General features: G+C 65.0%; 21 protein-coding genes and 2 pseudogenes. 19 read left to right on the top strand and 4 right to left on the bottom strand.

Annotated features, from left to right (window positions below):
- Positions 1 to 87: 87 nt before the first annotated feature.
- Positions 88 to 324 (bottom strand): annotated as a pseudogene (locus HCX50_RS19835) (hypothetical protein); the annotation flags it as partial.
- A gap of 117 nt (positions 325 to 441) precedes the next feature.
- Here HCX50_RS19835 and HCX50_RS04080 point away from each other — a divergent pair.
- From HCX50_RS04080 to HCX50_RS20260, 17 genes are all read left to right on the top strand, one after another.
- Positions 442 to 1,062 carry a hypothetical protein gene (locus HCX50_RS04080; protein WP_167633110.1) on the top strand — a complete coding sequence of 207 codons (621 nt, stop codon included), beginning with the start codon at positions 442 to 444 and terminating at the stop codon, positions 1,060 to 1,062.
- Positions 1,063 to 1,116: 54 nt separating this feature from the next.
- Entirely contained in the window at positions 1,117 to 2,787 is a 1,671-nt protein-coding gene (locus tag HCX50_RS04075) for a restriction endonuclease (protein ID WP_167633109.1), read from the top strand.
- Between the two features lie 58 nt (positions 2,788 to 2,845).
- A complete protein-coding gene (locus tag HCX50_RS04070) occupies positions 2,846 to 3,193 on the top strand; it encodes a hypothetical protein (RefSeq protein WP_167633108.1) in 348 nt (115 codons plus the stop codon).
- 32 nt (positions 3,194 to 3,225) lie between these two features.
- Positions 3,226 to 4,191: a hypothetical protein gene (locus tag HCX50_RS04065; protein WP_167633107.1), complete on the top strand. Its 966-nt coding sequence runs from the start codon at positions 3,226 to 3,228 to the stop codon at positions 4,189 to 4,191.
- A 1,516-nt stretch (positions 4,192 to 5,707) separates the two neighbouring features.
- Entirely contained in the window at positions 5,708 to 5,974 is a 267-nt protein-coding gene (locus tag HCX50_RS04060) for a hypothetical protein (protein ID WP_205828769.1), read from the top strand.
- A gap of 239 nt (positions 5,975 to 6,213) precedes the next feature.
- Positions 6,214 to 6,654, top strand: a complete 441-nt coding sequence (locus tag HCX50_RS04055) for an SHOCT domain-containing protein (RefSeq protein WP_167633106.1) — start codon at positions 6,214 to 6,216, stop codon at positions 6,652 to 6,654.
- 264 nt (positions 6,655 to 6,918) lie between these two features.
- A complete protein-coding gene (locus tag HCX50_RS04050; protein ID WP_167633105.1) occupies positions 6,919 to 7,560 on the top strand; it encodes a hypothetical protein in 642 nt (213 codons plus the stop codon).
- Positions 7,561 to 7,659: 99 nt separating this feature from the next.
- A complete protein-coding gene (locus HCX50_RS04045; protein WP_167633104.1) occupies positions 7,660 to 8,232 on the top strand; it encodes a hypothetical protein in 573 nt (190 codons plus the stop codon).
- Positions 8,229 to 8,876, top strand: coding sequence for a hypothetical protein (locus tag HCX50_RS04040; RefSeq protein WP_167633103.1), 648 nt, complete (start codon positions 8,229 to 8,231; stop codon positions 8,874 to 8,876). Before HCX50_RS04045 ends, HCX50_RS04040 begins: the two co-directional genes overlap by 4 nt.
- Positions 8,873 to 9,493, top strand: a complete 621-nt coding sequence (locus tag HCX50_RS04035) for a hypothetical protein (protein WP_167633102.1) — start codon at positions 8,873 to 8,875, stop codon at positions 9,491 to 9,493. The genes HCX50_RS04040 and HCX50_RS04035 overlap by 4 nt, the downstream gene beginning before the upstream one ends.
- 65 nt (positions 9,494 to 9,558) lie before the next feature.
- Positions 9,559 to 10,587 (top strand): hypothetical protein, encoded by a 1,029-nt coding sequence (locus HCX50_RS04030; RefSeq protein ID WP_167633101.1) that lies wholly within the window; start codon positions 9,559 to 9,561, stop codon positions 10,585 to 10,587.
- Complete coding sequence (locus tag HCX50_RS04025; RefSeq protein WP_167633100.1) at positions 10,584 to 11,273, top strand: hypothetical protein; 690 nt, start codon at positions 10,584 to 10,586, stop codon at positions 11,271 to 11,273. Before HCX50_RS04030 ends, HCX50_RS04025 begins: the two co-directional genes overlap by 4 nt.
- 28 nt (positions 11,274 to 11,301) lie before the next feature.
- Entirely contained in the window at positions 11,302 to 11,868 is a 567-nt protein-coding gene (locus tag HCX50_RS04020) for a signal peptidase I (protein ID WP_167633099.1), read from the top strand.
- 23 nt (positions 11,869 to 11,891) lie between these two features.
- Entirely contained in the window at positions 11,892 to 13,214 is a 1,323-nt protein-coding gene (locus HCX50_RS04015; RefSeq protein ID WP_167633098.1) for a hypothetical protein, read from the top strand.
- Between the two features lie 176 nt (positions 13,215 to 13,390).
- Positions 13,391 to 15,958, top strand: coding sequence for a LuxR C-terminal-related transcriptional regulator (locus HCX50_RS20150; protein ID WP_167633097.1), 2,568 nt, complete (start codon positions 13,391 to 13,393; stop codon positions 15,956 to 15,958).
- A 1,892-nt stretch (positions 15,959 to 17,850) separates the two neighbouring features.
- Positions 17,851 to 18,093 (top strand): hypothetical protein, encoded by a 243-nt coding sequence (locus tag HCX50_RS04005; RefSeq protein ID WP_167632977.1) that lies wholly within the window; start codon positions 17,851 to 17,853, stop codon positions 18,091 to 18,093.
- Complete coding sequence (locus HCX50_RS20260; protein WP_167633096.1) at positions 18,054 to 18,815, top strand: ThiF family adenylyltransferase; 762 nt, start codon at positions 18,054 to 18,056, stop codon at positions 18,813 to 18,815. Before HCX50_RS04005 ends, HCX50_RS20260 begins: the two co-directional genes overlap by 40 nt.
- Before the next feature lie 336 nt (positions 18,816 to 19,151).
- Here HCX50_RS20260 and HCX50_RS20255 read toward each other — a convergent pair.
- Positions 19,152 to 19,264 (bottom strand): annotated as a pseudogene (locus HCX50_RS20255) (UBP-type zinc finger domain-containing protein); the annotation flags it as partial.
- Positions 19,265 to 19,337: 73 nt separating this feature from the next.
- The gene (locus HCX50_RS03990; protein WP_167633095.1) at positions 19,338 to 20,186 is read right to left on the bottom strand and encodes a ribokinase; all 849 of its coding nucleotides are present in this window, start codon (positions 20,184 to 20,186) and stop codon (positions 19,338 to 19,340) included.
- A 112-nt stretch (positions 20,187 to 20,298) separates the two neighbouring features.
- On the opposite strand from HCX50_RS03990, the gene HCX50_RS03985 reads away from it, so the two are divergent.
- Positions 20,299 to 21,231, top strand: coding sequence for a nucleoside hydrolase (locus HCX50_RS03985; RefSeq protein ID WP_167633094.1), 933 nt, complete (start codon positions 20,299 to 20,301; stop codon positions 21,229 to 21,231).
- Positions 21,232 to 21,234: 3 nt separating this feature from the next.
- On the opposite strand, the gene HCX50_RS03980 is transcribed toward HCX50_RS03985, so the two are convergent.
- Positions 21,235 to 22,251, bottom strand: a complete 1,017-nt coding sequence (locus tag HCX50_RS03980; RefSeq protein WP_167633093.1) for a LacI family DNA-binding transcriptional regulator — start codon at positions 22,249 to 22,251, stop codon at positions 21,235 to 21,237.
- A gap of 105 nt (positions 22,252 to 22,356) precedes the next feature.
- On the opposite strand from HCX50_RS03980, the gene uriT reads away from it, so the two are divergent.
- Positions 22,357 to 23,772, top strand: a complete 1,416-nt coding sequence (gene uriT, locus HCX50_RS03975; protein ID WP_167633092.1) for a uridine transporter UriT — start codon at positions 22,357 to 22,359, stop codon at positions 23,770 to 23,772.
- Positions 23,773 to 23,882 lie beyond the last annotated feature (110 nt).

The following is a 23,882-nucleotide window of genomic DNA, read 5'->3' as shown; positions in this document are numbered from 1 at the left end:
CTTGGAGACCTGCACGGCGGCGCCCGGATAAGCCCCCTGGAGTCTCATGATGTCGCCCCACGGTTCGTGATTCCCGAGAGTGACGTAGATCTTCGTGATGCTTGTGTCAACGAACGCTTCATCGGGGGCCACAGGATCCATCCACCAGTCGCCGAGCTGCAGGACGGTCGTGACGTCCGGTGCAAGTGTGGGCAGTGCGCGAGCAAGTGTGCGGACCCACGCCTGATTCCCATGCCAGTCGCCACAGACGGCGACCCGTTCATCAGGCAGTACGATTCGTCGCTCGTACGACAGGGCGGTGAGTGGTGGGCGCGGGATAGGCATAAGGCCCTTTGTACCAGGCCTTATCTGCGTATTCCAGTGGTTGGCGACACTCTCGCCGCGAGACAATGACTCATACCAAGGAAGCAGACGCCTCCAGCGACAACGAAGGGCCGACCGATGACCACTGCGCGGGACACTCATCAGACCCTCGGTCGCCTCGTTCAGGCCGTGGCAGCCGCGGTCGATGATCAGCCGCGCTGTGTGGAGGCGGTGGCGTTGCTGGTCGCACTCGCTAAGCAGTTCGGCATTGAGCTTCAGCCCCGTGCGGTCTCACTAGTCGGCCAGGACCGACGCAGGCCAGATCGCATCGTGGTCACGGGACGCATGGCTCAAGACTTCGTAGCATCGCACGGTGGCTCTAGAGGCGGAGCCGAGGTGGTAGCGGCGTCGCCGGACGGTAGTGAGTTCCAGCGAGCGGGCCACCTCATCGCTGTGTACTCCGACGCCGACCCGGGCTTCCTGCTGGATCCGTCGTTCGGGCAGTTCGTCCGTGCCGGCCTTCCGGACACCGTGGTGGTCGACGCGTTTGAACCTGGGGAGCCGGACTGGCGCGTCGACATCGGCGACAGCGCGACGGTCTTGTACCTCATGGACCCCACCAACAGTGGATGGCAGGACGCTTTCCGCTCGGTCGCAGCACGGTCTGACGTAGCGGCGGCCGAGATTGCGAGTCATCTCCGCGCTGGGGGCCAGCCACACACGCATGGCGTCGTTCTCGCGCCGAGGTCACCGAGGTAGGGAACGGTGCGGGGCGGACGTCTCGGGTAGCGCGACGCCTGCCAGACTTTGTTCATGACGGTGAACTGGGAGCGCGAATCCGGGGAGAAGATCGAAGAGTTTGTTGCGGCATACCTGCTGTTGAAGGCGGGCGCCGGGAATCAGATTCGACCCGCGCAAGGAGACCAGGGAGTCGACGTCGTGATACCGACAGCGACGGGGCTTCAGGTGTTCCAGGTCAAGCGGTTCTCATCGAACCTGGGACCGTCGGAGAAAAGACAGATCCGTGAGTCATGGGAGAGGTTCGTCACCGACTTCGTTCCGCACAACAAGGTCAGTTCCTGGTCGCTGGTGATGCCTCTGGAACCGACTCCACCGAACGTTACCTGGCTGAAGGAGCTCACCGCTGACGCCGGCTTCGACACCCGCTGGATCGGTCGGGCAATACTGGACGGATGGGCCTCTGACGCGCCGCGTCTTACCGATTTTTATTTCGGTGACGGTGGAATGAGGTGGCATGAGCTCATGGCGCAAGCGCTATCCGCCGGCCGTTCCGTCACCAGCGAAGAGGGTGACCCGTTGCTCGGCGCGGTCCAGGAACGCATGCGCGTCCTCAGCGCATCATTAGATGAGGTGGACCCCTTCTATCGGTACGAGATCGAGGTGCGTTCGGGATCACTCGACGATCTTTCGCCGCACGAATCGCTGCGCAGCGGATCGCGTCCAGGTCTTGTGGAGTCGGTGATCGAATCCCTCGATGAGCGTCACTACCTCGTTACCCACGTGTTCGCTCGATCTCCCGTGTCCACTCAACTGCGGCCCGTGCGGGGCACGTTCCGATTCACAGCCAGCACGCCAGAAGACCAACAAGCACTGGAGCGGTTCTTCTTGTACGGCGCTCCACTCCTTGATGCGAACGCGGTCGTCGAGGCGAGTGAGGGGCCTCCGGGCACCGTGCTGGAAGAGGGTGGCGCGGCCTCGGCCTGGACGGTGACGCCGGCAGGCGGCGACGATATCCCGGACCTGGAGGTCCGACTCGTCAAGGACGAGACCGTCGTGATGGCGGTGCCGGTCGTCGCAGCTACACGGTCCGGGAGCCCCGCGGGTCCGGGGGAATGGTTTCGAGCGGAGCTGAGCGGAGCGGCGGCGTTCGAGTTCTTCCTCGGCGCCCCTGGCCGTCCAGATCGAATTCTGCTTTCCACTAACCTCGGTGCGGGCGCGTCTCCGTCAAGCATCATCAGAGGCATTGAATTGGTCGCGGACTTGCCCGGAGCGAGCGTCGAACTGGCGATCCGGGACGGTCTCGCCATCTCTCCCCGGTTCGAGTTCGGCCCCTCCGACATCACGACCGCCGCCCGCGGCTATGCGCCGTTCCTACAGGCACTGCTCGTGGTCCAGCAACACAGCTACGACCAGATCGTCGTTCCCGAGTTTGCACGAATGACGGAGGAAGAGGGGAAAGAACTGGTGCGCGTTCAGGCGCTGCTGCAAGGCTCCACCGTGTCAGGACGCTTCGCTGAGTTCGTTATCGACGATGCTGAGTTCTTCGCGGACTGGGACGATACGGCGCGGGCCCTGATCCAGGAACGGCCTCTTGTCGTGCGCATCGGTGGCTTGGAATGGCGAACGGTGATGGTGGAGCGGACCGAGTTCGAGTCCGTTCGTGTCGTGCGGTCGGATGGCAAGATGCTCGTCCGCCCGGGGGCCTCGGATCGCATGCAGGCTGTTGCCGTGCGAGTGAGCTGAGGTGCATTCCCCGCGCATAGAGGGCGTGACAACTTCCCACCTCAACGTCAGGACCACCGTGACCGAAGCAGCCCCTTCCGCCCAGCCCCAGACGGCCACCCCCGACAGTTTCACCATCGGGGACATCCTCGTCTCCTCCGGTGGATGGGAGCAGACGAGTATTCGGTTCTACCAGGTCGTCGCCGTCATGCCGAAAACCGTCGCCATCCGAGCAATCAGCTCTCGCGTCACTGAGACGGTGGGATGGGCACACCAGATGAACATGCCCATCAAGGACTCATTCATCGGCGGCCCGATGCGGCGCAAGGTGCAGCACACTGGCGTCAAACCGTGTGTGCTTCCGACCTCGTTCGAGGTCGCCGTGCCCTGGGACGGCGAAGCCAAGATGTCTACTCACTACGCCTGACGCAGGGCCCACACACGTGGGAGACTTCGCGCATGACGAGTCTCTCCGTACCCGTAGTTGCATTGGATCTCGAGGAGATCGACCCCGTAGAGGTGGGAGTCGACATCCACACTGGACAAGCGCCCGAGCTCATCAACTTCGGCCGGGCAATCCTGGCGGCGATGGCAGGCGAGCCCGAAGCGGTTCGTCTCGTAATCGCAGGCAACTTCGTCGAGTCCGTGCGGCGTCGGCTGCCCGAGGGCACGTACCGAGACAGCTTCGACGAGATTCGTGGTGCCGGCGAGGTCGCGGTGAAGACCATGGTCGTCGCCGACGAGATCCACGTAGTCGTCCCCGCCTGGCTGTTGCAGGCTTCCCAGGACGAGCGTGCTGATCTACGCGCTCGGAGAACTGTGGTGCATGAAGCGCAGCACGTCGCGATGCAACAGCATGGTGAGGACGATGGAGGCTTCGCCGACGAACCGTGGGCGCGTCGATGCCTTCTGACTGTTGCTCATCAGGTCATCGCCGAGTATCGCGCCGAGCTTGGCGTTCCAGCGCCGCTACGCGAGGGCATTGAGCCGACGCTTAGCGCGGACACACCACTTGCTCTGCGTGAGGACCTCGTGCTCATCGACGACGCGTACCAGCAGAGCCTCGACGTGCAATACCTGGCCCACAACGTCGTCCAACAGTCGCAGCACTTCTGGAAGGCGCTCGCCTACATCGCTGCGGCAAGACGAGTACTTAGCGTGGACGAGCCGCTGAGAGCAGAGTTCGGTCACGGCGATCTATGGGAACAGATGGGTGCCGAGCACTGGGAGCGCTTCGAGGACATCCTTCGAACCGTTCCTTCCGCACACACGCGTGTGCCCTCCCTCGAACTGAGACGGGTGACCGACGAGATGGCGGGGGTACTGACAAGTTGGCTGGAGAGTCTCGGCTTCGTGTTCAAGGACATCAACGGCGGTAACAATAGCGTTTTCCACATCGTCTCCAGGCACCTATTGCGCCAGTAGGAACGGTTCGCTTCGTGCGTGGTCAACATCGACTACCCAGGCCGCGCATGGAGGTCATATGACCGAACCGCAACTGCCCGACGGCTATGAGCATGGCACCACCCGTGCCTAACCCCCGCTGCCGTCCCGCGTGTGACAAGTGCCGGCCGCGAACAGCGCGGCGGCTGCGGCACGCCGAGCCGCGAGGCTAGCCGCCGGCATGCCCGATTCCGTACACGGAACCCCGAGCGGTTATACGTATTGGAACTGTCGCTGCAAGCGTTGCAACAAGGTCGCGAAGGCATTCTCGAAGACCCGCACCCGGAAGCCTCGCCCTAAGCCGGACCCGTCGTTGATGCCGAACGAGGTTCATGGCACGAGTCGCGGATACACGTACTGGGGGTGCCGGTGTGATCCATGCCGAGCGGCGGCGAGGCGTCCCCGGGCGTTTCTCGCAGGCGGAAGCGTGCCCGTTCCGGGCGCGTGCAGGCAAGTTCAGATCCGCGGAAACTCAACGGTTTCCGGGGTGTCGTGGAAAACGGAGGTGCTTAGCGTGGAAAGCGCTGTAAACCCCCTTCTGCGAGCCCTACTCCCGACTGGGATCGCGGATTTCGTGAACCCCCCCCACAGCGGGCCCTGTTCGTTTTTACAGGCCAATCTGTTCGTAAATAGGAAGAGCCGGTCAGAAATATCCTCTGACCGGCTTTTCCTTTGCCAGGCTGCCGTCGCTCAGCCGGATCGCTCGATCAAGACCGCGGCGCTCGCCGTCCTTCATCTCCGCCTAGTCGCACCGCGCCTTCATGCAGGACGGGCATCATCGCTGTCCTCGGCGCTGTCCTGTGCGTTCAGCTGGCCAGCCGTCATGCAAGAGATGTGGCGGGCCAGACGGAGCGCATCGCCCTCGAGTGCTCCAGCAAGCCGTGGATTGCCGCAGCCAATCGAGCTGGAGCGCAATGCGCCCGGGCCGACAAACCCGGGCGCACGCGGTGCAGGATGCACACAGCAGCAAAGTGAAACCGGAGTGGTGGTGTGCTGCTGTTCCGCCTGGCGGAATTACCAGGAGGTCAAAGGCGGCAAGTGATGCCGCATCGAGGCGAAGTCGCGCCGATTCAGAGTCGTCAAGCGCCGAGCACGGCATACGGTTGCGGCGCTGCGGAGCGTACTACCGGGAGAGCAGTGACCCGCTGTCCCTCAGTCTGTGGGGGCGCGCTGAGGTCGAGCGGGCCTCGCGCAGCCGTTTCAGGGGAAAACGAGCGGTTAGTACCACTGGACGAGCAGCGGGTACGTGCGATTTCACTTTCGGTGCGTATTGCTTGGACGACGCCATCATCAGGCTGTGTGGCTATCGGCACTGGGTGGCGCGCCAGTCGTGACTTGTGCGTGGGAGCAGCGCTCGCGTCGCGCAATCGTCGCAAGCTCGCACGTACTGAGGTCCAGGTGACTCGTAGGGCTGCGAACTCCACCCCACCACCGTCTGGTCGACGAGCATACTGATGGCAGCGTCAGGCGCTCGGCGCGCCCCCGATTGGAGTCGATAATGGCGAACGAAACATCTCCTCCGCGCGACCCTGAGAGTGCTGCGACGGCGAGCGGCAAGAAGCGTGCCTCAGCGAAGACCATTCTCGCGCTGGTGCTACTCGCGCTCGCACTGGTCTTCGCGTTCTCGAACCTCGCGCCGGGCCCGGTGAACTTTCTCGCTTGGACGATCACGATGCCGACGTGGATCTGGTTCCTCGTCGTCCTCGTCGTCGGAGTCGTCATCGGTTCGCTGTTCCCCTGGTTCCGACCTCGCCGGCGCCGCTGACTTTGCGGCGCTGTGCCGTTGTGCTCATCCTCTCCATAGTTTTGGGAGGCACCGGGGAGCAGGACGGGCCGTGCGCAACTCGAGGACAGCGCGCGTAGATCGACGCCGTGCGTGCGCAGCCGCGACGGGTCGCCCCGCAGCTGTTGGCGCGCGCCCCGGAGATGCCAGGCCGAGTGCCCTGATGACCGAGATCTCGCCGTTACTTTGAGCTGTCCGCATCACCCGAAGAAAGGCGCGACATGCGAATCCTCGAGTCCATCACCCCCATCGTGTACGAGTATCAGGGATTCTGGGGATCCTTTGGGGACTTTATCTGGTGGTTCCTCAGCCTGTTCATCTTCGTCAGCTACCTGATGGTGCTGTTTGGGATCATCGGCGACCTGTTCCGGGACACCGAGATGCGTGGCGGGATGAAAGCGCTCTGGATCATCTTCCTGATGCTGTTCCCGATTGTCACGGCAATCGTCTATCTGCTTGCTCGGGGACGCGGGATGGGCGAGCGACTCAACGCACAATCCAAGCGCATCCAGGACGCGCAGGCGGAGTACCTTACGTCTCTCGTGGGCCGTGGGGCGGCAGCCAGCACTGCTGACGAGATCAGTAAGGCGAAGGAGCTCCTCGACGCCGGCGCGATCACACTTGCCGAGTTCGAAGAGCTGAAGGTGAAGGCTCTTCACTGACGCCGGCACGAAGTACGAGGGCCCGATCCTGCGGAGGATCGGGCCCTCGCATGCTTATGCACCACTTGGCGCAAGGTCCGAGGCGGCACGTGTGATCGACAGCGACGCAGACGCGTACCCCAACCGGGGCTGCGCGTAGATGGCGAGGAGCGCCACGTACTCCGCACGGCAGCACGTGAGTGGGTGCGGGCCGCGAACGAAAGTGGGTTATGGCACCAGATCCGAAGGTGTCCAAGTAAAGCCTAGAACGAATCGAGTCGCATCGTGTCCACAAACATTGAAGAGATCCCCGCCCAGAAAAAGTCGGGCCGGAAGCGCCTGTACATCACTGGCGGCAGCATCCTCGCCGCAGCCGCACTGCTGACCGCAGCAGCGTTCACCGACGTCGCCAACATCAACCTCGGCGCCGGCAGCGGCGTGGGCGTGGGCGAAATCTCGGCCTTCGCTCTGAAGGTCGCCGACGTTGACGAGGACGGCAACGTCATCACGCCTGTCGGCGACGAGGGCTGGGTGTCCGCCGCCAGCGCTGAAGGCATTTCCTACAACCTCCCCGGCGCGGACATCCTCGGGCCGAACGAGAGCGCCAGCGTCGAAATCCCGGTCCGCAACGAAAGCGAAACCCTCGGTGCGCAGCTCTCCGTCAACATCAAGGAGATCGGTGAGCCCTCGCCGGTCGCCGCTGCTCTGCTGTTCACGGCATCGTTCACCGACGCGAACGGCACCGAGGTGCTGTTCGAGCGGGTCAACATCGACGAGGCCAACGCCGCACTGGCTGAGGTCATCGACGCCGGCGTGGACGGCACGTTCACCGTGACCGTCGGCCTCCCGAACCTCGTTGAGTCGCACCTTCAGGGCCAGTCCACCGACCTGCGGTTCGTCATCGACGCAGTGTCCGTGAACGCGTAACACGCGAGCCGACACCGTCAGCAGGTCCCGCGGATGCCGAGCCACAGATCGTCATCCGCGGGACATCCCGCACCCACACCAGCAGAAGGAGCACAAGCCGTGAGCATCCTCAAGGCCGACCTGCGGCCGGTACTCGCTGCCGCCGGGGCGCTTGCCCTCGCAGTCGCGATGGTCACCGCAGCGCTCCTCACGACCGTTGAGCATCGTGTCGTCCTTGACGGCTCGAACAATCGATTCGATCTGGTCGCCGCTGCCTCGGCCGAACCCGACTGGGTGCCACTGGCCTCGGATTGGCGTGACGCCGCTACCGAACCCATCGTTCTCGACCTGGAAGGTGCGGACACGCTGCAACGCGGGGAGTACATCGACTTCGCTGTCGCGGTGAAGAACGACGGTCCGCTGGACGGCGACCTCACGCTGCGGATCAACGACGCAGACGCGACCACCGATGCAGAGCCGACGTTCTTCCAGCAGCTTCACTTCACGGTGGGGGACCGCCAACAGATCCTCCTCGATGGTCCTATCGACACGTTCTCGCACACATGGTCGGAGTTTGGGCAGGGAGAGGTCCGTATCCTCACCGTCCGCGTCACACTCCCCGCCGACCTCCCAGCCGAGTGGGACTCCCAGAGCACTCGGATCCGGATCCAGTTCGAAGGAACGAACCTGTGACCCCCGCCAAGGACCGCCCCCGCACCGGCCGCCTCCGTGCGATCCTCGCCACAGGCAGCCTGCTGTTGCTGGCCGTGGGAGCAACCGCCGCGTCCTTCACCGACGTCGCATGGGTCAGCGTCTCAGGAGATGACCGACCGGCCGACGATGGCATCGGATACGACAGTGTGCCCGCGATCTGGCTATCCGACGCCGGAAACGACGACGTACTCGGCCCGCAGCCGAGCGGAAGAAATCACTGGACGACCGTAGTCTCCGATGTTCCGATCAGTGCGGACCGAGACAACTCCTTCGTGGGTCGAATCGCCGTCGCGCCGCGCGCCAGCGCTCCCTACGCGTTGGCTATCACCCCGACCATCTCTGCGGTTGCTGCGCCAGGAAGCGCCGATGTAACGCCGTGGCTTCGTTTCACTGTCGTGTTTCCCGATGGCCGGGTCGTCGACAACATGTCGGCGGCGCAGTTCAACGCCTACACGTATCGCAGCTTCAACGTATGTCACGCAGTCGGCTCACACCCGGGGTGTGGTCAAGACTTCACGTTTGCCGTCACCGTCGACCCGCTCACCCCGTACACCTATCAAGACTCGAAGGTCAGCATCACGCTGAACTTCGAAGGCTCGACGACACAGATTGAAGGACGATGAGAGCCACGACCACTCTGGGCGCATCGAGCGTCCGCATCCTCGCAGTCGCGGCCATCGCGCTCGCTCTCGCGGGTGGAGCTAGCTCCGCTGCCGCAGCGGTCTCTGCCCCCACCGATATCTCCATCGCCGTTCCCGCGCCCGGCCACGACGCCGCCTGGGCGATGCCCTTCTCCAACGGCTCGGCCTACAGCACTGAAGTCTGGTTCCAGGTTCGGCAGGAAGCCGAGGAACCGCTCCCGCTCATCGTGGAGATATTCGACGACAGCGGGCGCACCGTGCTCGGCCCGGTCGCTTTGGCTGATCTCGACGACACTCCCCGCACCATCGGCCACGTGCCCGCCAACACCGACGTTGTGTACACAGGCCGCGTGTCGATGCCGCGCGACGTTGGCAACGACGCGCAAGGACGCTCACAGTCCTTGACCGTCGCGCTGACAGTGATGAACCCCGACGACATGGATGACGGTGAGCTCGCAGCAACCGGGCTCAACTTTGCGTGGTTGTTGCTCGCAGCCGCCGTCGGCGCCCTGGCCATCGGAGTCCTCCTCGCCGGACGGCGCAAACGCTCTCAGACCGAAGAACCAGAAGACGAACCATGGAAGGGAGGGGCCCACTGATGACTACGCGTCGTCGTGCGTCAAAACGCGCACTCACCCTCATCGCCGGAGTCACGACTCTACTGATGTCCGCGGTCATTGCCACCTCAACTGCTGCTGCATACCGCGCGATGCCCGCGACTGCCGACCTCGAAAACGATGTGGATGTCTCCTGGCAGATTCCGACATCGCGCGTCGCGGGCAAGACGATTGTCGACGCCGCCTATGACGACACCTCGGGCCGGACCTACATGATCGCCAGCGAAGGTGGCGACTACCAAGCAGGCGGCATCTACGTGGCAGCCTCGCCCGGGGCCACTCCGCAACAGCAGGCACTTCCGGGAATCACTGCCACCTATCGAGTCCACCACCTTGCGATGGAGACCCGTCAGCGGAAGCTTGTTGCGGTCATTCGCGCCGGCAGCCAGTTTGACGTTACATGGCTTCTATCCTTCGTCGTCGGCCCCACCGGCGCTCTAACGCTCAGTGTCGAAGAGCCCTTGATCATGACTGCCGACGCCCGGGTGCTGGCACTCGACGTGATGAACTCGTACATCGCGATTTTGATTCTTCGCGAAAATTCTTCGGTGGGCGTCGAGTGGCGGCACATCTCGTACTCGGGGGTGAAGTCCAAGTACCTGTGCTTCCTCCCCGCTTCGGACATTACCGATATCTCGTTCCTTGGCTACCAAGCAGGCTATGGGCAGCGGCTCATGGTCGGCACCAAGGGTGGGACATACTCCTGCCCGGAGTCGCCAGATTTCTGGGTTGGTCCTGCGGATCAAATCGAAGGGACCGCGACAGAGCACGCTTTTAGGGTCCGGGACCACTACGTCGAGCGGCTCTCCGGCGAAGATCTTCAGGTCAGTGGATACCAATATGTCATCCAGGGACCTGCGCCGGTGATCGCCGTCGACAGGAAGACTGGCGTGGCGTTCAGCTCGTACGTGGGCAGGGCATACGTCAGAGAGCTGAGAGAACCGGCGACGGAAGCCAACACGAACCTCGCAGGCAGGGAGTTCGCTATGCGCGGGAACGTCAGCGATCTGTTGACGTCGTACGGTGCGGCGCTCGTGCTCTTCAAGGACGGATCTGTCGGATGGATGCTGTCGTGACCGCTCCCGGCGGGCGGGCCGCAAACCGCCTGGCAAAGAAGCGACAGAAGCAGCATCTCACGGCGGTCATCGCCGCCTTAGGGGCGTTGACGCTCACCGCTGCTGTCATGGTCACCGCGTCGTTCACGACGGCCGCCCAAACGGACGAAGCGAACGTGAACCTGAGTAGCGTGGCGGTCCCGAACTTCGGTGTTGGGGTGGTCGACCGTGATGGTGTCGTGGCTGCCGCGACCGAGGACAGCCCGCTTCCCCTGCGCTTCGAGCATGGTTCCGAGCTCATCCCCGGGGGAACCGCGACCGCGACACTCACCGTGTTCAACAACTCCGAACGCCTCGCCAACAGCACGGATCTACACATCGCGCCCATCGGAGACGGCTCCGTCACCATCGATGGGCAGACGCGCCCCAACATCACTCAGTTCCTTCGATTCACCATCAAGGACGCTGCAGGCACCGTGCTTCTTCGTGCGGCGCCCATCGCGCAGGCAGGGATCGTGCTTCCGGAGCTCGCCCCGCGCGGCGACGAGGAGCTTGAGCCCGGGGACACCTTCGAAGGCGGAGCCGACGAAAGCGTTACGACTTTGACGATTGAGATCCAATACGCCAACTATCCCGAAACAGCTGACTACGTCACCGGGCGTTCAGCAATCGGAATCTCCCTGCACAGCACCAGCGCTGCCCCCTGATCCGTCCCGCGACCCGAAGCGAGCCACCATGTTGCACACCATCTACAGCCGAACCCGATCCATACTCCTCACTATCGGCGCCATCATCGGCGCTGCCTGCATCGTCGTTGTTCTGGCGGGCGTTCTCTTCAAGGTGAGTCCGCTCATCGTGGTCTCCGGATCGATGGAACCTCAGATCGCTACAGGATCACTACTGCTCACCGTGGAACGCCCCGTGGGCGAGGTCGCTGTGGGCGACATCGTGACCGTGGAGCGCACGGATGGTCACGGTCTCGTCACCCACCGTGTCGAGACCGTGGAAACCATCGACGGCGTCATCACTCTCACGCTCAAGGGCGACGCGAACACGCTCGCTGATCCCGTCGCATACACACCGGCGACGGTCGGTGCATACCTCGCCTCCATCCCCGGTCTGGGTCATGCGGCAGCGTTCCTGCAGACCGGGGCGGGAATGCTCATCGGTGGGGCAATCCTGCTCGCGATCATCGCGCTCGCGATCCTCGACCCCGCCAAGCTCAAAGGCCGCGACGAAGCGATTGACGATGGCGCGTCTTCCGCCGACAGTCGCACTGCGGAGCATGAACCCGTCTCGTGAGCCTTCGACTCGAGGCAGAAGGCATGAGTGAGCTGGACGATTTGCGCGCACGAGTAGACGCGCTTGAACAGACGAACCAGACCGCTCGCCACGCGCGTGGACACACGGGCCGCAGCGTCATCGCCGGCATCCTCATTGTGCTCGCGCTTGTCACGGCCCCTCTCGCCGCTGTCGGAGCATGGGCACGTGTGCAACTCGTCGACACCGACAGCTTCGTGGCGACGTTCGCACCCCTGTCGGAGCATCCGGCAGTGCAGCGGTTCATCACGGAGGAAGTGAGCGCCGCTATCCATGAGCGCGTGGACTTCGCTGCTGTCCTGGCCCCAGCATTCGACAGGCTCCGTTCACTCGAGCCATCGCCGCGCTCGGCTGTAGCGCTCTCTATGCTCGAGCGCTCGGCGGGCGCCGGTCTCGCGTCCCTGGTAGATACAGCCGTCGAAGATCTCGTTGCCTCCGACCAGTTCAGCACCATCTGGGAACACTCGCTCCGCTTCGGTCATACGCGCGGGATCGCCGTACTCGACGATGACACCGAGTCCGTGTTGCAGATAGCCGACGATGGACTCCTCTCGGTCGACCTCGGGCTCATTGCAGATCGCGTGAGAACGAATCTCTTGGAGCGGGGCATAGGCGTCGCGGAACTCATCCCGTCCATCGACAGATCCATACCCGTGGCACACGTCGAGTCGCTGGTTGAGGCGCGAACGATATATCGGGTGGTCTTGGTCGCCGGTTTGTGGTTGCCGTTCGTCGTCATCGGGATGCTCGTAGGTGGCCTTCTCGTCGCCGTGCGAAGGCCCCGCGCGATGCTGGCAGCGGGTACCGCCTTCGCCGCGACGTTCGCACTCCTCTCCGTCGGCATAGCCGTCGCAGGGACCGCCTTCGCCAGTTCTCTGGGCGCCAACCCGACGACCGTGAATGCAGCGCAGGTCGCGTACGCGCAGCTCACAGGGTCCCTGCTCGGGGCCTCAGGCGCACTGATACTGCTCGGAGCTTCGCTCGCCATGACCGCCTGGTTCACCGGGCCGTCACTCTTAGCGGTGCGAGTGCGCAACACCGTTGAGCGCGGATTCACCTCGCTTCGGGAAAGAGGCGACGCCCGCGGAATCTCCACCGGGCGGTTCGGACAGATCGTGGACCGGTATCGCGTCGCAGCCCTCGCCGTAGCGCTGTTCTGCGGCGTCGTCGTGATGTTCACCGCACGGCCACTAACCGCCGGCACCGTCGTCGCCGTCGGCTTCGGCCTGCTGGTGTTCATGGTGATCCTGGGGGTCGTGCGTCGACCAGCCGCTGCGTCCGACAACCGGTACCGCATGGAGCCCGCGGAGAACGCAACGACGACATAGCCAGTCCACGGAGGAATCGTCGATCCACACGGTGGCCCTGGTTACCTCGGCCCCGCGGGTCACGCAGAACGCAGTATCCACGAAGAGGGGGAATATTGTCTCGCACCTTGCGCCCGGCGCTGTCGGCACCGGATCATGAGTCCAACTACTACGCTCTGGGCGGGAAGGTGGCAACGGTGTCGGCACGGCTGAATCAAGTGCAACGCATTGTCCGCCTCGTCACCGAAGGCAGTTCCGTTGAGATCGTCGGGACGCGCTGGTCCGGGCGCACAGAGTTGTTGCGGCGGGCACACCAGGCGCTTTCCAGTATCGGCCTTACCGTGATCACCGTTCGGGGCATCGGCAATGGCCTGCCGCTCGAGGCCATCCGGGTTGCACTACCGGTGGCGCCGGGGCCGCCGCGCGCGGAGACGATGAGCGCCAGCGGTCTCATCAATCGGTTCGTTGCGTTGGCGGGCGAGGGGCCGTCGGTCGTGATTCTGGACGACGGTGACCTTCTCGACGACGCATCATGGGCAGTGCTGGAAACGGTGCACAAGCGGGCAGGTACCCCGATGGTGGCAGTGACGCTGCAACGCGCGGGTGTCGCGCCGGCGGATCATCTCCTGATTAAGATCGCTCACCCCGTGGTGAAGATCGCGCTGCACGAGCTGACGCTTGAAGATGTGCAGCGGCTTCTCGAGGATCGGTTGGCTGGCCCAGTGGCGCCGTCCGCGAGCGGCCGTATCCACACCAAATCTGGCGGTATTCCAGGGTTCGCCCTCGCAATTGCCGATGCGGCTGTGAGCTCGGGACAACTTCGCGTCCATGGTGCCGTCTGGCGGGATGAGCCCGACCTCTGGTCGGAGGACTTGAACGGCGCCTACGAGGCCCTGTTGTTCAGCTACCCGAACGACATTCGCGAGGCACTCGAAGTGCTCGCACTTGTGGGAGCGGTACCCGTGCCTCAGGCAGCTGAGTTGGTCGGGCAACCCATGGTCGAGCTCGTCGAAGGGCATGGTCTCGCCAAACTGTTCGCGGCAGGAGACCGCCACATGATCACGGTGAATCCGCCGGGGATCGGCGACTACTTTCGCAATCTTCCCCTTTCGTCGCATCGCCTCCGTCTGCTCAGCCACATCGAAGACACGCTCGGCCGCAGCGTGCAGACGCCTGTTCCGGCGATTCCGACGCAACGCACCCTTATGTCCACAATCGGGCAACCCGAGCTGCCGCTTGTCGCGCGCATGTTTTCCGAAGCGTACGCAGTGGATCTGGCGCTCGCCTGGCATGACTGGGAGATGAATCCGACGGTCGCAGCTGCTGCTCGCGTGCTCGGCTTGCAACTGACGGGGACCACATTTGACGACCAGCTGTGGCAGGTGGTCGAGCATACCGAGGTTCGCGACGCGAGTCCCGAAGCGGAACTGGAGTTCCGCTTTCTGCACGCGCGATGGTTGACCGTCAACGAACGTCCGTTCTCGGAAGTCGCCGCGGTGATGACACCGCGTCCGGATTTCCCGCACCGCAAGGCGTTGAGCGGCTTACTCACAGCCCTCGAGATGGAGCGGACAGGGATCCCGGACGACTACGCCGCGAAGCTTGAAGACTCCGTCGACGCAGCGGGACTCGATGGCGAAGTTGCGCGAGTGGTCCTTGCCGCGCTGCACGTTTTCGCCGGTCACGGTGACGAGGCCATACCGCTGCTGGAGGGGGTGTCGTCCCCGTTCATCCAGCGGTTCGCGGACATGATGCACGGCTTGGCGCTGTTCTCCTCTGGCAAGCCCGCCGAGGCCGTCGAATGGGCTTCGGCACACGTCGCCGTCGCGGTCAACGACGGAGACCGACCGGCCCTGGCGGCGCATAGCTATGTCGCAGCGCTCTCCCTGTTGTCGCTGGGGCGATTCGATGACGCATCTGAGGCCGGAAACATCGTGACGAGTGCCGGTGTGAGCGCGGCGCGTCTGCTGTTCGCGCCGGATCGAGCGTTGATGCTCACACTCGCCATGGCTGCCACGCGCACGGGGCGGACGCTGGCCGCCGAAGCATTCCTCGAGCGCGGTGAGCGCTATCTCGGACGCAGCGATGCTCTCCCTCTCGGCACTCCCGGAATGATTGAAGCAGCGACCATCGCCGCGGAGGGTGAGCTCGCGTCGGCTGCACGGCACTACTTCGCTATCGCTGACGACCTGGACGGCCGCGGCTTTGTGCTGGCATCCGACGGTGCTCGCCTGCTGGGGATTCTCACCGACTTCGACGCTGCCACGGCAACGGAGTTCCGACCCGCTGCGAACCGGATGGGTGGGGCACTGTTCACTGGTTACCTGGATGCTCGGGAAGCGAGCCAGCAGGAGGATCCCGTTGCTCTACGCGCTGCGGCGCGGTTGCTCCGCGAGCAGAACGCGACCGACGAAGCCCTCAAGCACCTCACATACACGGCGACGTTGTATCGCGACCAGGGAAAGTTGGATGAGGCATCCGACGTCCGTTCGGAGATTCGGGCGCTCATGAGTCTGGAGGGAGCCGTGACTGTGCGGGGGGCGAGCCGTGCGGAGTCCAGTTGGGGCCTCACCGCGCGGGAGAGAGAGATCATCGACGATGTCTCCGCCGGCCGGTCCAACATCGACATCGCTGCCCGTCACGGGATCAGCGTGCGCACTATCGAAACCCACATGCGGAACATTCGCCGTAAGACCGGTGCCGTGAACAGGGACGAGATCGCGTCCTTCGGCGCGGCCGGAGATGTCGAACGCGCACGTCGATAGCATCCCTCACGCACTTAGTTCACTGGGTCGCGGTCATGGGCAAGCGTCACGCGTAGAACGCTCGAACCCGCTGATCGCGTTGTGCCGCGTCCGTAGGCTGACACAGCCAGGAATCGGGAAATTGCTGGCATCGGGGTGGCGTTCAGGTTCGGGGGGACGCCACCCCGTTCCCGCCTGTTCTCGACCTGTGCGCGGCTACCCTCACGGCGACCATCAGAGTCCCTGCCGCACGAGACTCAGGGGTGACGAGGCGTCCCAGCAGGTCGACCGGTCGACGGCACACGTTCGTATCCGGCGTTCTCGATGAGATGAGTGATCGCGGCGTTCCGCGCACGGTGAAGGACCGTGTCCTGGCAGTGATCCTCTGGCGCAAGGGATGCGAAACGCAGGCGAGTGGGCCAGATGCTGCCGACGAACTGGGCTGTCGGGTGCACGGAGCCACCGACCACATGCAGGCGGGAGTCCACAGATAGGTAGACCTCCACGACGGGGTCCTGTGGCCGCCGTGCCGACCGCACATGGACGCCGGTCGGTGTAGACGCTCCGCGCGAGAAAGTTGCCGCATCCCCACCCAGACCTGCCTGCAGAATCACAGTCCGGATCGCAGCCACGCGCGACGACTGCGGCGCTCCGAGCGGGTGAGTGCGGAGGTCTCGCGCCTGCCACTGGTCGTCGCTCGGTTCGACGTATCCGAAGCGATGGTCGTAGTGGTTCAGGCCTGCCGCACGTGAGCTCTGAGGGAGCGACTCGGGGAACGAATACACCCGGCCGCACCCGGTGACCACGAGCTCACGGGCAGTCGACTCGAGGGACCGCTGGCTCGGAGCGTGAAGCAATTGCGGTGGCCTGTTCATGTGGGCCTCTGGGATTAGTCGGCGCGGTGGCACGGGAGATGGAGTCGCAACGACGGGGAGGAGAAGGGGGTGCCAGTCGATCAACTGGCACCCGGTGCGGGTCGCATTGGGGATACGATTCCGCGAGTGGGCCCAACCCAAGCGAGGTGGGGACCTCGCTAAATAAAGGCTACTTTTGGCAGTCGCGCCGCTAGATCAGCGCGGCGAATCTCAGGGGTGCAGTCCGGTGAACTACGTGCCCTTTCGAGTGCACTACGCGGCCCCTCACGTGGCATGGCCTCCATCCGGGTGGAGCACGGGCGTGCGCGGTTCTCATCTTCTGACCCACGCGCTCCCCCGGGTTCGGCGACCGAGCGCCGGAATGAGTGACGGCCGTGACAGTGACGGCAGAGGGGGTGCCGTCCACGCGGATCCGTGTGGGGTTCGACTGCTCACGCTGACGCCGGCGCGTAGGTTGCGCGCACCTGCGCGTAGATCGACGTTCATGACGCAGGTGGGGTGTTCGAGGCGACCTAACTTGAGGGAATGTCAGATTCTCCTCTCGATGACCGCGCGCGCGGGACGAGCCGCGGTAGCAGGCCGGCCAGCGCTGACATATCTGCAGACCGTCAGGCCGGCGCCGTCTCTCACACGCGACGCACCCGTACCCGCTCGATGGCCGAGGAGGCTCGAGAGCACCTGAGGGTGACCGGTGCGGTCGAGTCTGTGGGGGGAACGCATAGCGCCCTGCTCATCCTCATTTCCAACCGCGGCAACCGAGACGTTGTGATTTCGAGAGCGGAGGCACTCTCATTCCCCTACGTGTTCTTAGATCAACAGGGCTTCGATCACGGCGACTGGTCGATCGGCGCTGTCGACCTGGTGAAGGCATTCGCTTCATGCCCCGCTTTCACCCCGAACATGCGCGCGGTACCTGCTGGCACGGACGGGTACAGGGGTCTCGTGGACCTGCGTGCCGGAGCTGTTCCTCAAGTGATGTTCGTTGTAGCTCCTGCGGTCCGCCGGCCGTGCGGGAGCGCCACGGTTGAGGTACGACTCATGGCGCCCGAGGAAGCTTCCGCATTCATGGTGCGGCTGCACCATCCCGACGGTTCATTCGGTGATTTCCGTGTCGCTCCTCCATGGGGACAGGTGAGCCCACCGGTGATCCAGATCGCGATGCGTGACCCGCTAGTCGTCGGTGTCGCCGCTGAAATGCCGGCGGCAGTGATTCCCGCGAGTACGCCGTACGGGCGATTCAGTTGGCCCTTCCAGCGGTCTCTGGGCGTGGTGCAGTTTTGATCTCCGAATCTCACGAGGGCGCTGAAAAGGCCCGTCGCAGCGATGACCGGGACAGGGCGGCTGAGCCCACTGCGCTGTTGCTTCGCAATGCGCATGTGACCATCCTCGGCGTCGGAGGCGTTGGGGGCGTCCTCGCCGCCCGACTTGCCGCTCGCGGAGTACGGAGCCTGCACCTCATCGACGGTGGTCGGGTAACCGCCTCGGACATGGGTGACCGTGACATCTTCGAGGCGAGTGACCTCGGAAAGATGAAGACGCACGTCATGCTCGACCGGCTCCGACCTCTGAACTCGTGGTGCGACATCTCAGTACTCACGGGTGACATCGATTGCGTATTCCAGATATCTGATGTGCTGCGAGCGACCGATCTCTTCGTGACGACGGCTCCGATGGACGATCTCATGCCCTACTGGATCGCCGCGGAATCGTCGTACACCGGGACGCCATGGATTGACTGCACCGTCGATGGCCCTCTCATCACCTGCGTCACCTACGAGCCCGGGCCACACAGCTGCCGTTCGTGCCTGACGGATTCCATTCGCGAGCGAGTCGAATCGCCCCGTAGCCGTGCTGCGCCATCGTGGCCCGCGACTCAGCTCGCGGGAACTCTCGCGTCTTACGAAGTGTCCCAGGCGCTCGGTCGGGCGTCAGTCCACCGAGGCGAGCCGTCGCTTCGGCACCTCACCCTCGACTACGCCGCCGCGGGGGGCCTGCACGCGTAGGCGACGCGCACGTGGTCCGATTCGCCCCGCAGATACACCCTGTCGGTGTCGTGCGAACAGGATCCACCCCGCAGAACCGATGACGTTCGCTTCGCTCGAGGCTCCCGTTCCGTACCTTCATTAGTGACGGAGTGCTTCTCGCGCTCCGGGTGGGCCTCTTCCTGCCATCGGCTCCGGTGCGCGTGTGCCTGGAGCCACCCCTGGGGGTGCCGGTGGGGGTCGGCGCCCCCAGGTGGCGCGACAGATGGCTGACCACGCTCAGACACTCGAGGCGAGCCGAGCCCTCAGCCCCGGCCGCCGCCGAGGATGTCCATCCAGTCAGCGGGGAGCCGTTCGCCCGCATGCAGCGCACCGGCGCAGGTGAACCACCACGAGTCGGTCGCGTTGCACTCGACACACCCGGTGCCGCTGGGCGGCACGGTCACGTTGATCTCGGCAGCTGTCGTTATGTTGCCATCATGGCGGCCATACCGCTGTGGCGACAGGCCTCCGTGGGGCCTCGAACGGTGATCCGCGCGCTCCTCACCGCGCAGTCAGATACCGGCTCAGGTGCTCGAACGGCGGCTGGGACGACAGGTGCGACACCGCCGCGGATCCCACCGCACAAGCGGCGGCCAGTGCATCGGCCGGTGCATGCCCGGCGCGCAGGGCGAGCACGAGGGCCGCGCAGAAGGCGTCACCGGCACCGACGGTGTTGACGGCCTCGGCGGGGACGCCGTCGGCTCGGGCGATCTCCTCGCCACGGCGATACAGCGCAGCGCCGGCCGCGCCGTAGGTGACCGCGACGAGCTCCGCCTCTGCCAGCTCGGGCATGAGCTCGCGCTCGGTCTCGTTCACGATGAACAGGTCGACCCGGCGCAGCAGAGCCTCGGGCAACGGCTGGGCGGGCGCGGCGTTGAGCGCGATGAATCCCTCCGCCGAGGCGACGACCTCTTCGACCACCGCGAGTGAGATCTCCAGCTGCATGAGCACGGCCTCGTCTGAGCCGAAGGTCACGCCGTCCAGCGAGACGTGGTCGTTGGCACCGGGGCAGACCGCGATCTGGTTCTCGGCATCAGCATCGACGACGATGAGCGCGGTGCCGGTGGCGTCATCCACGGTGCGCAGGTCGCTGACATCGACGCCGGCCCGCTTCATCTCCTGCCGGGTCCAGGAGCCGTCGGCATCGTCACCGACGGCGCCGACCATCCGGACGTTTCCGCCCAACTTCGCGGCGGCGACAGCCTGGTTCGCGCCCTTGCCACCCAGGTCGCGGGAGAGCCGCCCGCCCGCCACGGTCTCCCCGGCAGTGGGGAGTCGTTCGACGAACGCGGTGACGTCGACGTTCGCGCTGCCGACGACGACGACGGACGGAAGAGCAGGAGAGGTCATGGCAGCAGCTTTCGGATCGAGCGGAGGCATCGGAACGCGGAGATCGCGGTCGACTTGACGTTCATGATAGAAAGTGTAAACGTTTACGCACGCACATCTGCAAAGGAGCACCATGACAATTCCCGTCCTTCTCGACTGCGATCCCGGCCACGACGACGTCTTCGCCATCTGGCTCGCGGCCGGAAACGACGCCATCGACCTGCGCGGTGTGACGACGGTGGGCGGCAACGGCTACCTCGAGCACACCACCCGGAATGCGCGGATCGCACTCACCGTCGCCGGCGTGACGGACGTGCCGGTCGCCGCCGGTGCCGACAAGCCCCTCGTCCGTGAACTCACCCCCGGCGCGTGGATCCACGGCGAGAACGCGCTCGGCGGACCGGTCCTCCCCGAGCCGACCGTGCCCCTCGACCCGCGCCACGCCGTGCAGTTCCTCGCCGACACCCTCGCCGCCTCGCCGGAGCCGATCACCGTGATCCCCACCGGCCCGCTCACCAACATCGCGCTCCTCCTGCAGCAGCATCCGGAGGTCGTCCCTCAGATCAAGGAGATCATCTGGATGGGCGGCTCGACCGGCCGCGGCAATGTCGGCGCGTATCCGGAGTTCAACGCCTGGGCAGATCCCGAGGCCGCGGCCGTGGTGTTCGCATCCGGCGTTCCGCTCACCATGGTCGGGCTCAACATCTCCCACCAGGCGCTGATCACCGAAGACGTCATCCAGCGCATCGGCGCGGTCGGCAACGAGACCTCGGCATTCGGGGTGGAGCTGCTGCGCTTCTTCTGCAGCACCTACGAGAAGGCCGAGGGGATGCCGGAAGGACCGCTGCACGATCCCATCACCGTCGCCATCGCGATCGATCGGGCCGTCGCCACGATCCAGCGCTGCCACGTCGACATCGAGACGACCGGCGAGTTCACCGCCGGTGCGACCTGCGTCGACCTGCACGACATGCTGGGCAAGGAGCCGAACACCGACGTCGCGATCACCCTCGACGTGCCGAAGTTCTGGGATCTGGTGACGGATGCTGTCGCCGCGCTGGCCTGACGCTCAGCGCGGCGCGACGGGGGTCGTCGACTCGGCCACGCGCAGACTCGGTGCCAGACGGCTGAGGATGTACGGGGCGTCGGGATCCTCCATCCGCCGCACCAGCGCCTCCGTCGCCTCGCGGGCCAGCTCGTCGAACGGCTGCACCACGGTCGTCAGCCGCGGCTCGCAGACATCCGCGAGCATCGTGCCGTCGAACCCGGTGACCTGCACGTCGGACGGGACACTCCGCCCCGCACGTTTCAGCGCCGCGATCGCGCCGGCCGCGACGAGGTCGTCTCCGGCGATGATCGCATCGGGAAGCGGACCGCGGGCCAGCAGCGCTTCCGCGGCGCTCTCGCCGAACGACAGCAGGTATTCGCCGAAGATGTTCTCCTCCTGCGGCAGAGCCCGGGTGCGCACCGTCGCCTCGAAGGCGGCCCGCCTCTCACGACCGACCGAGGTGATGTCGTTGCCCGAGACGAGGACGACCCGCTTCGCGCCGCGGGAGGTCACGTGCTCGACGGCGAGGTCGATCCCGGCGTCGTTGTCGACCCCGACGAAGTCGGCCGGAAGATCGAGCACGCGCCGGTCGAGCTGCACGAGCGGAACTCTCAGCGCGGTGTCGGCGACCGCCTCGAACGAGAGCTCGGCGTCGGACGGCACCACGAAGATGCCCTCCACGCGCCGTTCGACCAGCATGCGCAGACGATCGCGTTCCCGGTCGACGTCTCCGTGCGAATCCGCGATGACGAGGTCGAACCCGCGGCGCTGCAGATGGTCCTCGAGGCGGTGTATGAGCTCACCGTAGAAGGGGTTGCTGATGACGGGGACGATCACGCCGATGGTGGCGCCTGTGCCGGCGCGCAGACCGCGTCCGATGAGGTTGACCCGGTAGCCCAGCTGCTCGGCCACCTGCGCGACATGCTCGGCCGTGCGTCCCGACACGCGGTCCTTGCCGTTGAGGGCCCGCGAGACCGTCGCGATGGACACGCCGGCGGCGGCCGCGACCTCGTGCAGCGTGACGGACGCCTTCTTCATCACGACCCTCATCCCCGGTGCCGACGGCACCACGACTCAAAGATATGGCGTGCGTAAAGGATTACGCACGCGAACACCCGACGACTCGACACGAAGAAGTGAGCAATGAACAACCAGACCGATGCGGTTCGTACCCGCTCCAGCGTGGTTTCGCTGATGATCGCACTCCTCGCGGCATGCCTCGCGTTCCAACTCAACGCCAGCATGCTGAGCCCGGCCCTGGTCACGATGGAGCGTGAGCTCGACGCGACCGCCACCGAGATCGCGTCGACCCAGACCGTCTTCTTCACGGCTGCCGCGCTGTTCACTCTCTTCCTCCCCCGTCTCGGCGACCTGATCGGTCGCCGACGGGTTCTCGTCGGGATGCTCGTCGTGATGGCGGTCGGCTGCGTCGTCGCGGCGCTCGCCACCAACGTCCCGATGCTCTTCATCGGCCGTCTCATTCAGGGAGTCTCGGGCCCGGTCGTTCCGCTGTGCCTGATCATGCTGCGCGCGGCCGTCGCGGATCCGAAGGTCTACGGCACCCTGCTCGGCGTCGTGACCGCGGTCAACGGAGGGATCGCCGGGGGCGACGCGCTGCTCGGCGGGTATCTGGCGACCAACCACGGCTTCGCCTCGATCTTCTGGACCATGGGCGGTGTCGCCGTCGGTGCTGCTCTCGTCGTGCGCTTCCTCGCGCCCGAGACGATGGCCGAAGACCGTCCGCGGATGGACTGGTGGGGGTCGCTGCTGCTGGTCGTCTCCGTCGGTTCGATGCTCGTCGCTCTGAACGAGCTCGGGAAGCTCGCCGATGCGGACCTGATCCTCGTGCTCGTCCTCGCCGTGGTCGCCGTCGTCTCGTTCGTCTCCTTCTGGAAGCTCGAGGCCACGATCGAGCACCCGCTCGTCTCGATCCCTCAGTTGAAGCAGCGCGCCACCTGGGCGTTGAGCGCCACCTCACTCCTCACCCTCTCCGGGATCTTCGCGATCATGAACGGCGTCGTGCCGGCTCTCGCGCAGGACTCCTCGATGAACCTCGGGATGAGTGCCGAGGAGGTGTCGCTGTGGATCCTCATGCCGTATGCCCTCGCCGGCCTGCTGATGGGTCCGCTCAGCGGCAGACTCGCCGCCACCGTCGGCTACCGGACGATGCTGCGGATCGGCCTCGGCGGCACCATCGTGGTGCTCGGGCTCCTGGTCGCCAACGTCGAGACCGCCTCACGCCTCGTTCTGCTGCTGCTCTCCGTCGCCGTCGGCATCACCTACGCCGGGATCGGGAACATCATGCTCAACGGCCTGGGCGTCGTGCTCTCGCCGAAGGAGCGCCCGGGGTCGCTTCCCGGGCTGAACACCGGCGCCATCAACCTCGGCGCCGGGCTGAGCTTCGTCGTCATCTACGCCGCTCAGACGTCGTTCGCCTCGGAGTCGGCGGGAGCGGGAACCGGATACGTCGCCGCATTGGTCACCGGAGCCGTCGTGCTGGTCGGTGCGCTGATCTTCTCGATGTTCATCCCGAAGCCGGTGCATGCCGAACTGAGGTGACGCGTCGGATGCCGCGGCAGCCACTTCAGTCCAGGCGATATTCTCCGGATCAGGTGCGAAAAAAGTGTGGGCGTGGTTGAATATGCGCAGCCTCTCGGGGGAGGGAGCGG

This window comes from Microbacterium sp. B19(2022), assembly GCF_012030385.1.
Taxonomy (GTDB): domain Bacteria; phylum Actinomycetota; class Actinomycetes; order Actinomycetales; family Microbacteriaceae; genus Microbacterium; species Microbacterium oxydans_B.
The sequence above is the reverse complement of the archived record's forward strand: the minus strand, read 5'-3'. Positions and strand labels throughout refer to the sequence as shown.

What these genes read in the sequence shown, in the direction of transcription:
- HCX50_RS04080 (WP_167633110.1), top strand. Translation starts at nt 442, where the DNA reads ATGACCACTGCGCGGGACACTCATCAGACCCTCGGTCGCCTCGTTCAG.
- HCX50_RS04075 (WP_167633109.1), top strand. Translation starts at nt 1,117, where the DNA reads ATGACGGTGAACTGGGAGCGCGAATCCGGGGAGAAGATCGAAGAGTTT.
- HCX50_RS04065 (WP_167633107.1), top strand. Translation starts at nt 3,226, where the DNA reads ATGACGAGTCTCTCCGTACCCGTAGTTGCATTGGATCTCGAGGAGATC.
- HCX50_RS04060 (WP_205828769.1), top strand. Translation starts at nt 5,708, where the DNA reads ATGGCGAACGAAACATCTCCTCCGCGCGACCCTGAGAGTGCTGCGACG.
- HCX50_RS04055 (WP_167633106.1), top strand. Translation starts at nt 6,214, where the DNA reads ATGCGAATCCTCGAGTCCATCACCCCCATCGTGTACGAGTATCAGGGA.
- HCX50_RS04035 (WP_167633102.1), top strand. Translation starts at nt 8,873, where the DNA reads ATGAGAGCCACGACCACTCTGGGCGCATCGAGCGTCCGCATCCTCGCA.
- HCX50_RS04030 (WP_167633101.1), top strand. Translation starts at nt 9,559, where the DNA reads ATGTCCGCGGTCATTGCCACCTCAACTGCTGCTGCATACCGCGCGATG.
- HCX50_RS04020 (WP_167633099.1), top strand. Translation starts at nt 11,302, where the DNA reads ATGTTGCACACCATCTACAGCCGAACCCGATCCATACTCCTCACTATC.
- HCX50_RS04015 (WP_167633098.1), top strand. Translation starts at nt 11,892, where the DNA reads ATGAGTGAGCTGGACGATTTGCGCGCACGAGTAGACGCGCTTGAACAG.
- HCX50_RS04005 (WP_167632977.1), top strand. Translation starts at nt 17,851, where the DNA reads ATGGCGCCCGAGGAAGCTTCCGCATTCATGGTGCGGCTGCACCATCCC.
- HCX50_RS03990 (WP_167633095.1), bottom strand. Translation starts at nt 20,186, where the DNA reads ATGACCTCTCCTGCTCTTCCGTCCGTCGTCGTCGTCGGCAGCGCGAAC.
- HCX50_RS03985 (WP_167633094.1), top strand. Translation starts at nt 20,299, where the DNA reads ATGACAATTCCCGTCCTTCTCGACTGCGATCCCGGCCACGACGACGTC.
- HCX50_RS03980 (WP_167633093.1), bottom strand. Translation starts at nt 22,251, where the DNA reads ATGAAGAAGGCGTCCGTCACGCTGCACGAGGTCGCGGCCGCCGCCGGC.
- uriT (WP_167633092.1), top strand. Translation starts at nt 22,357, where the DNA reads ATGAACAACCAGACCGATGCGGTTCGTACCCGCTCCAGCGTGGTTTCG.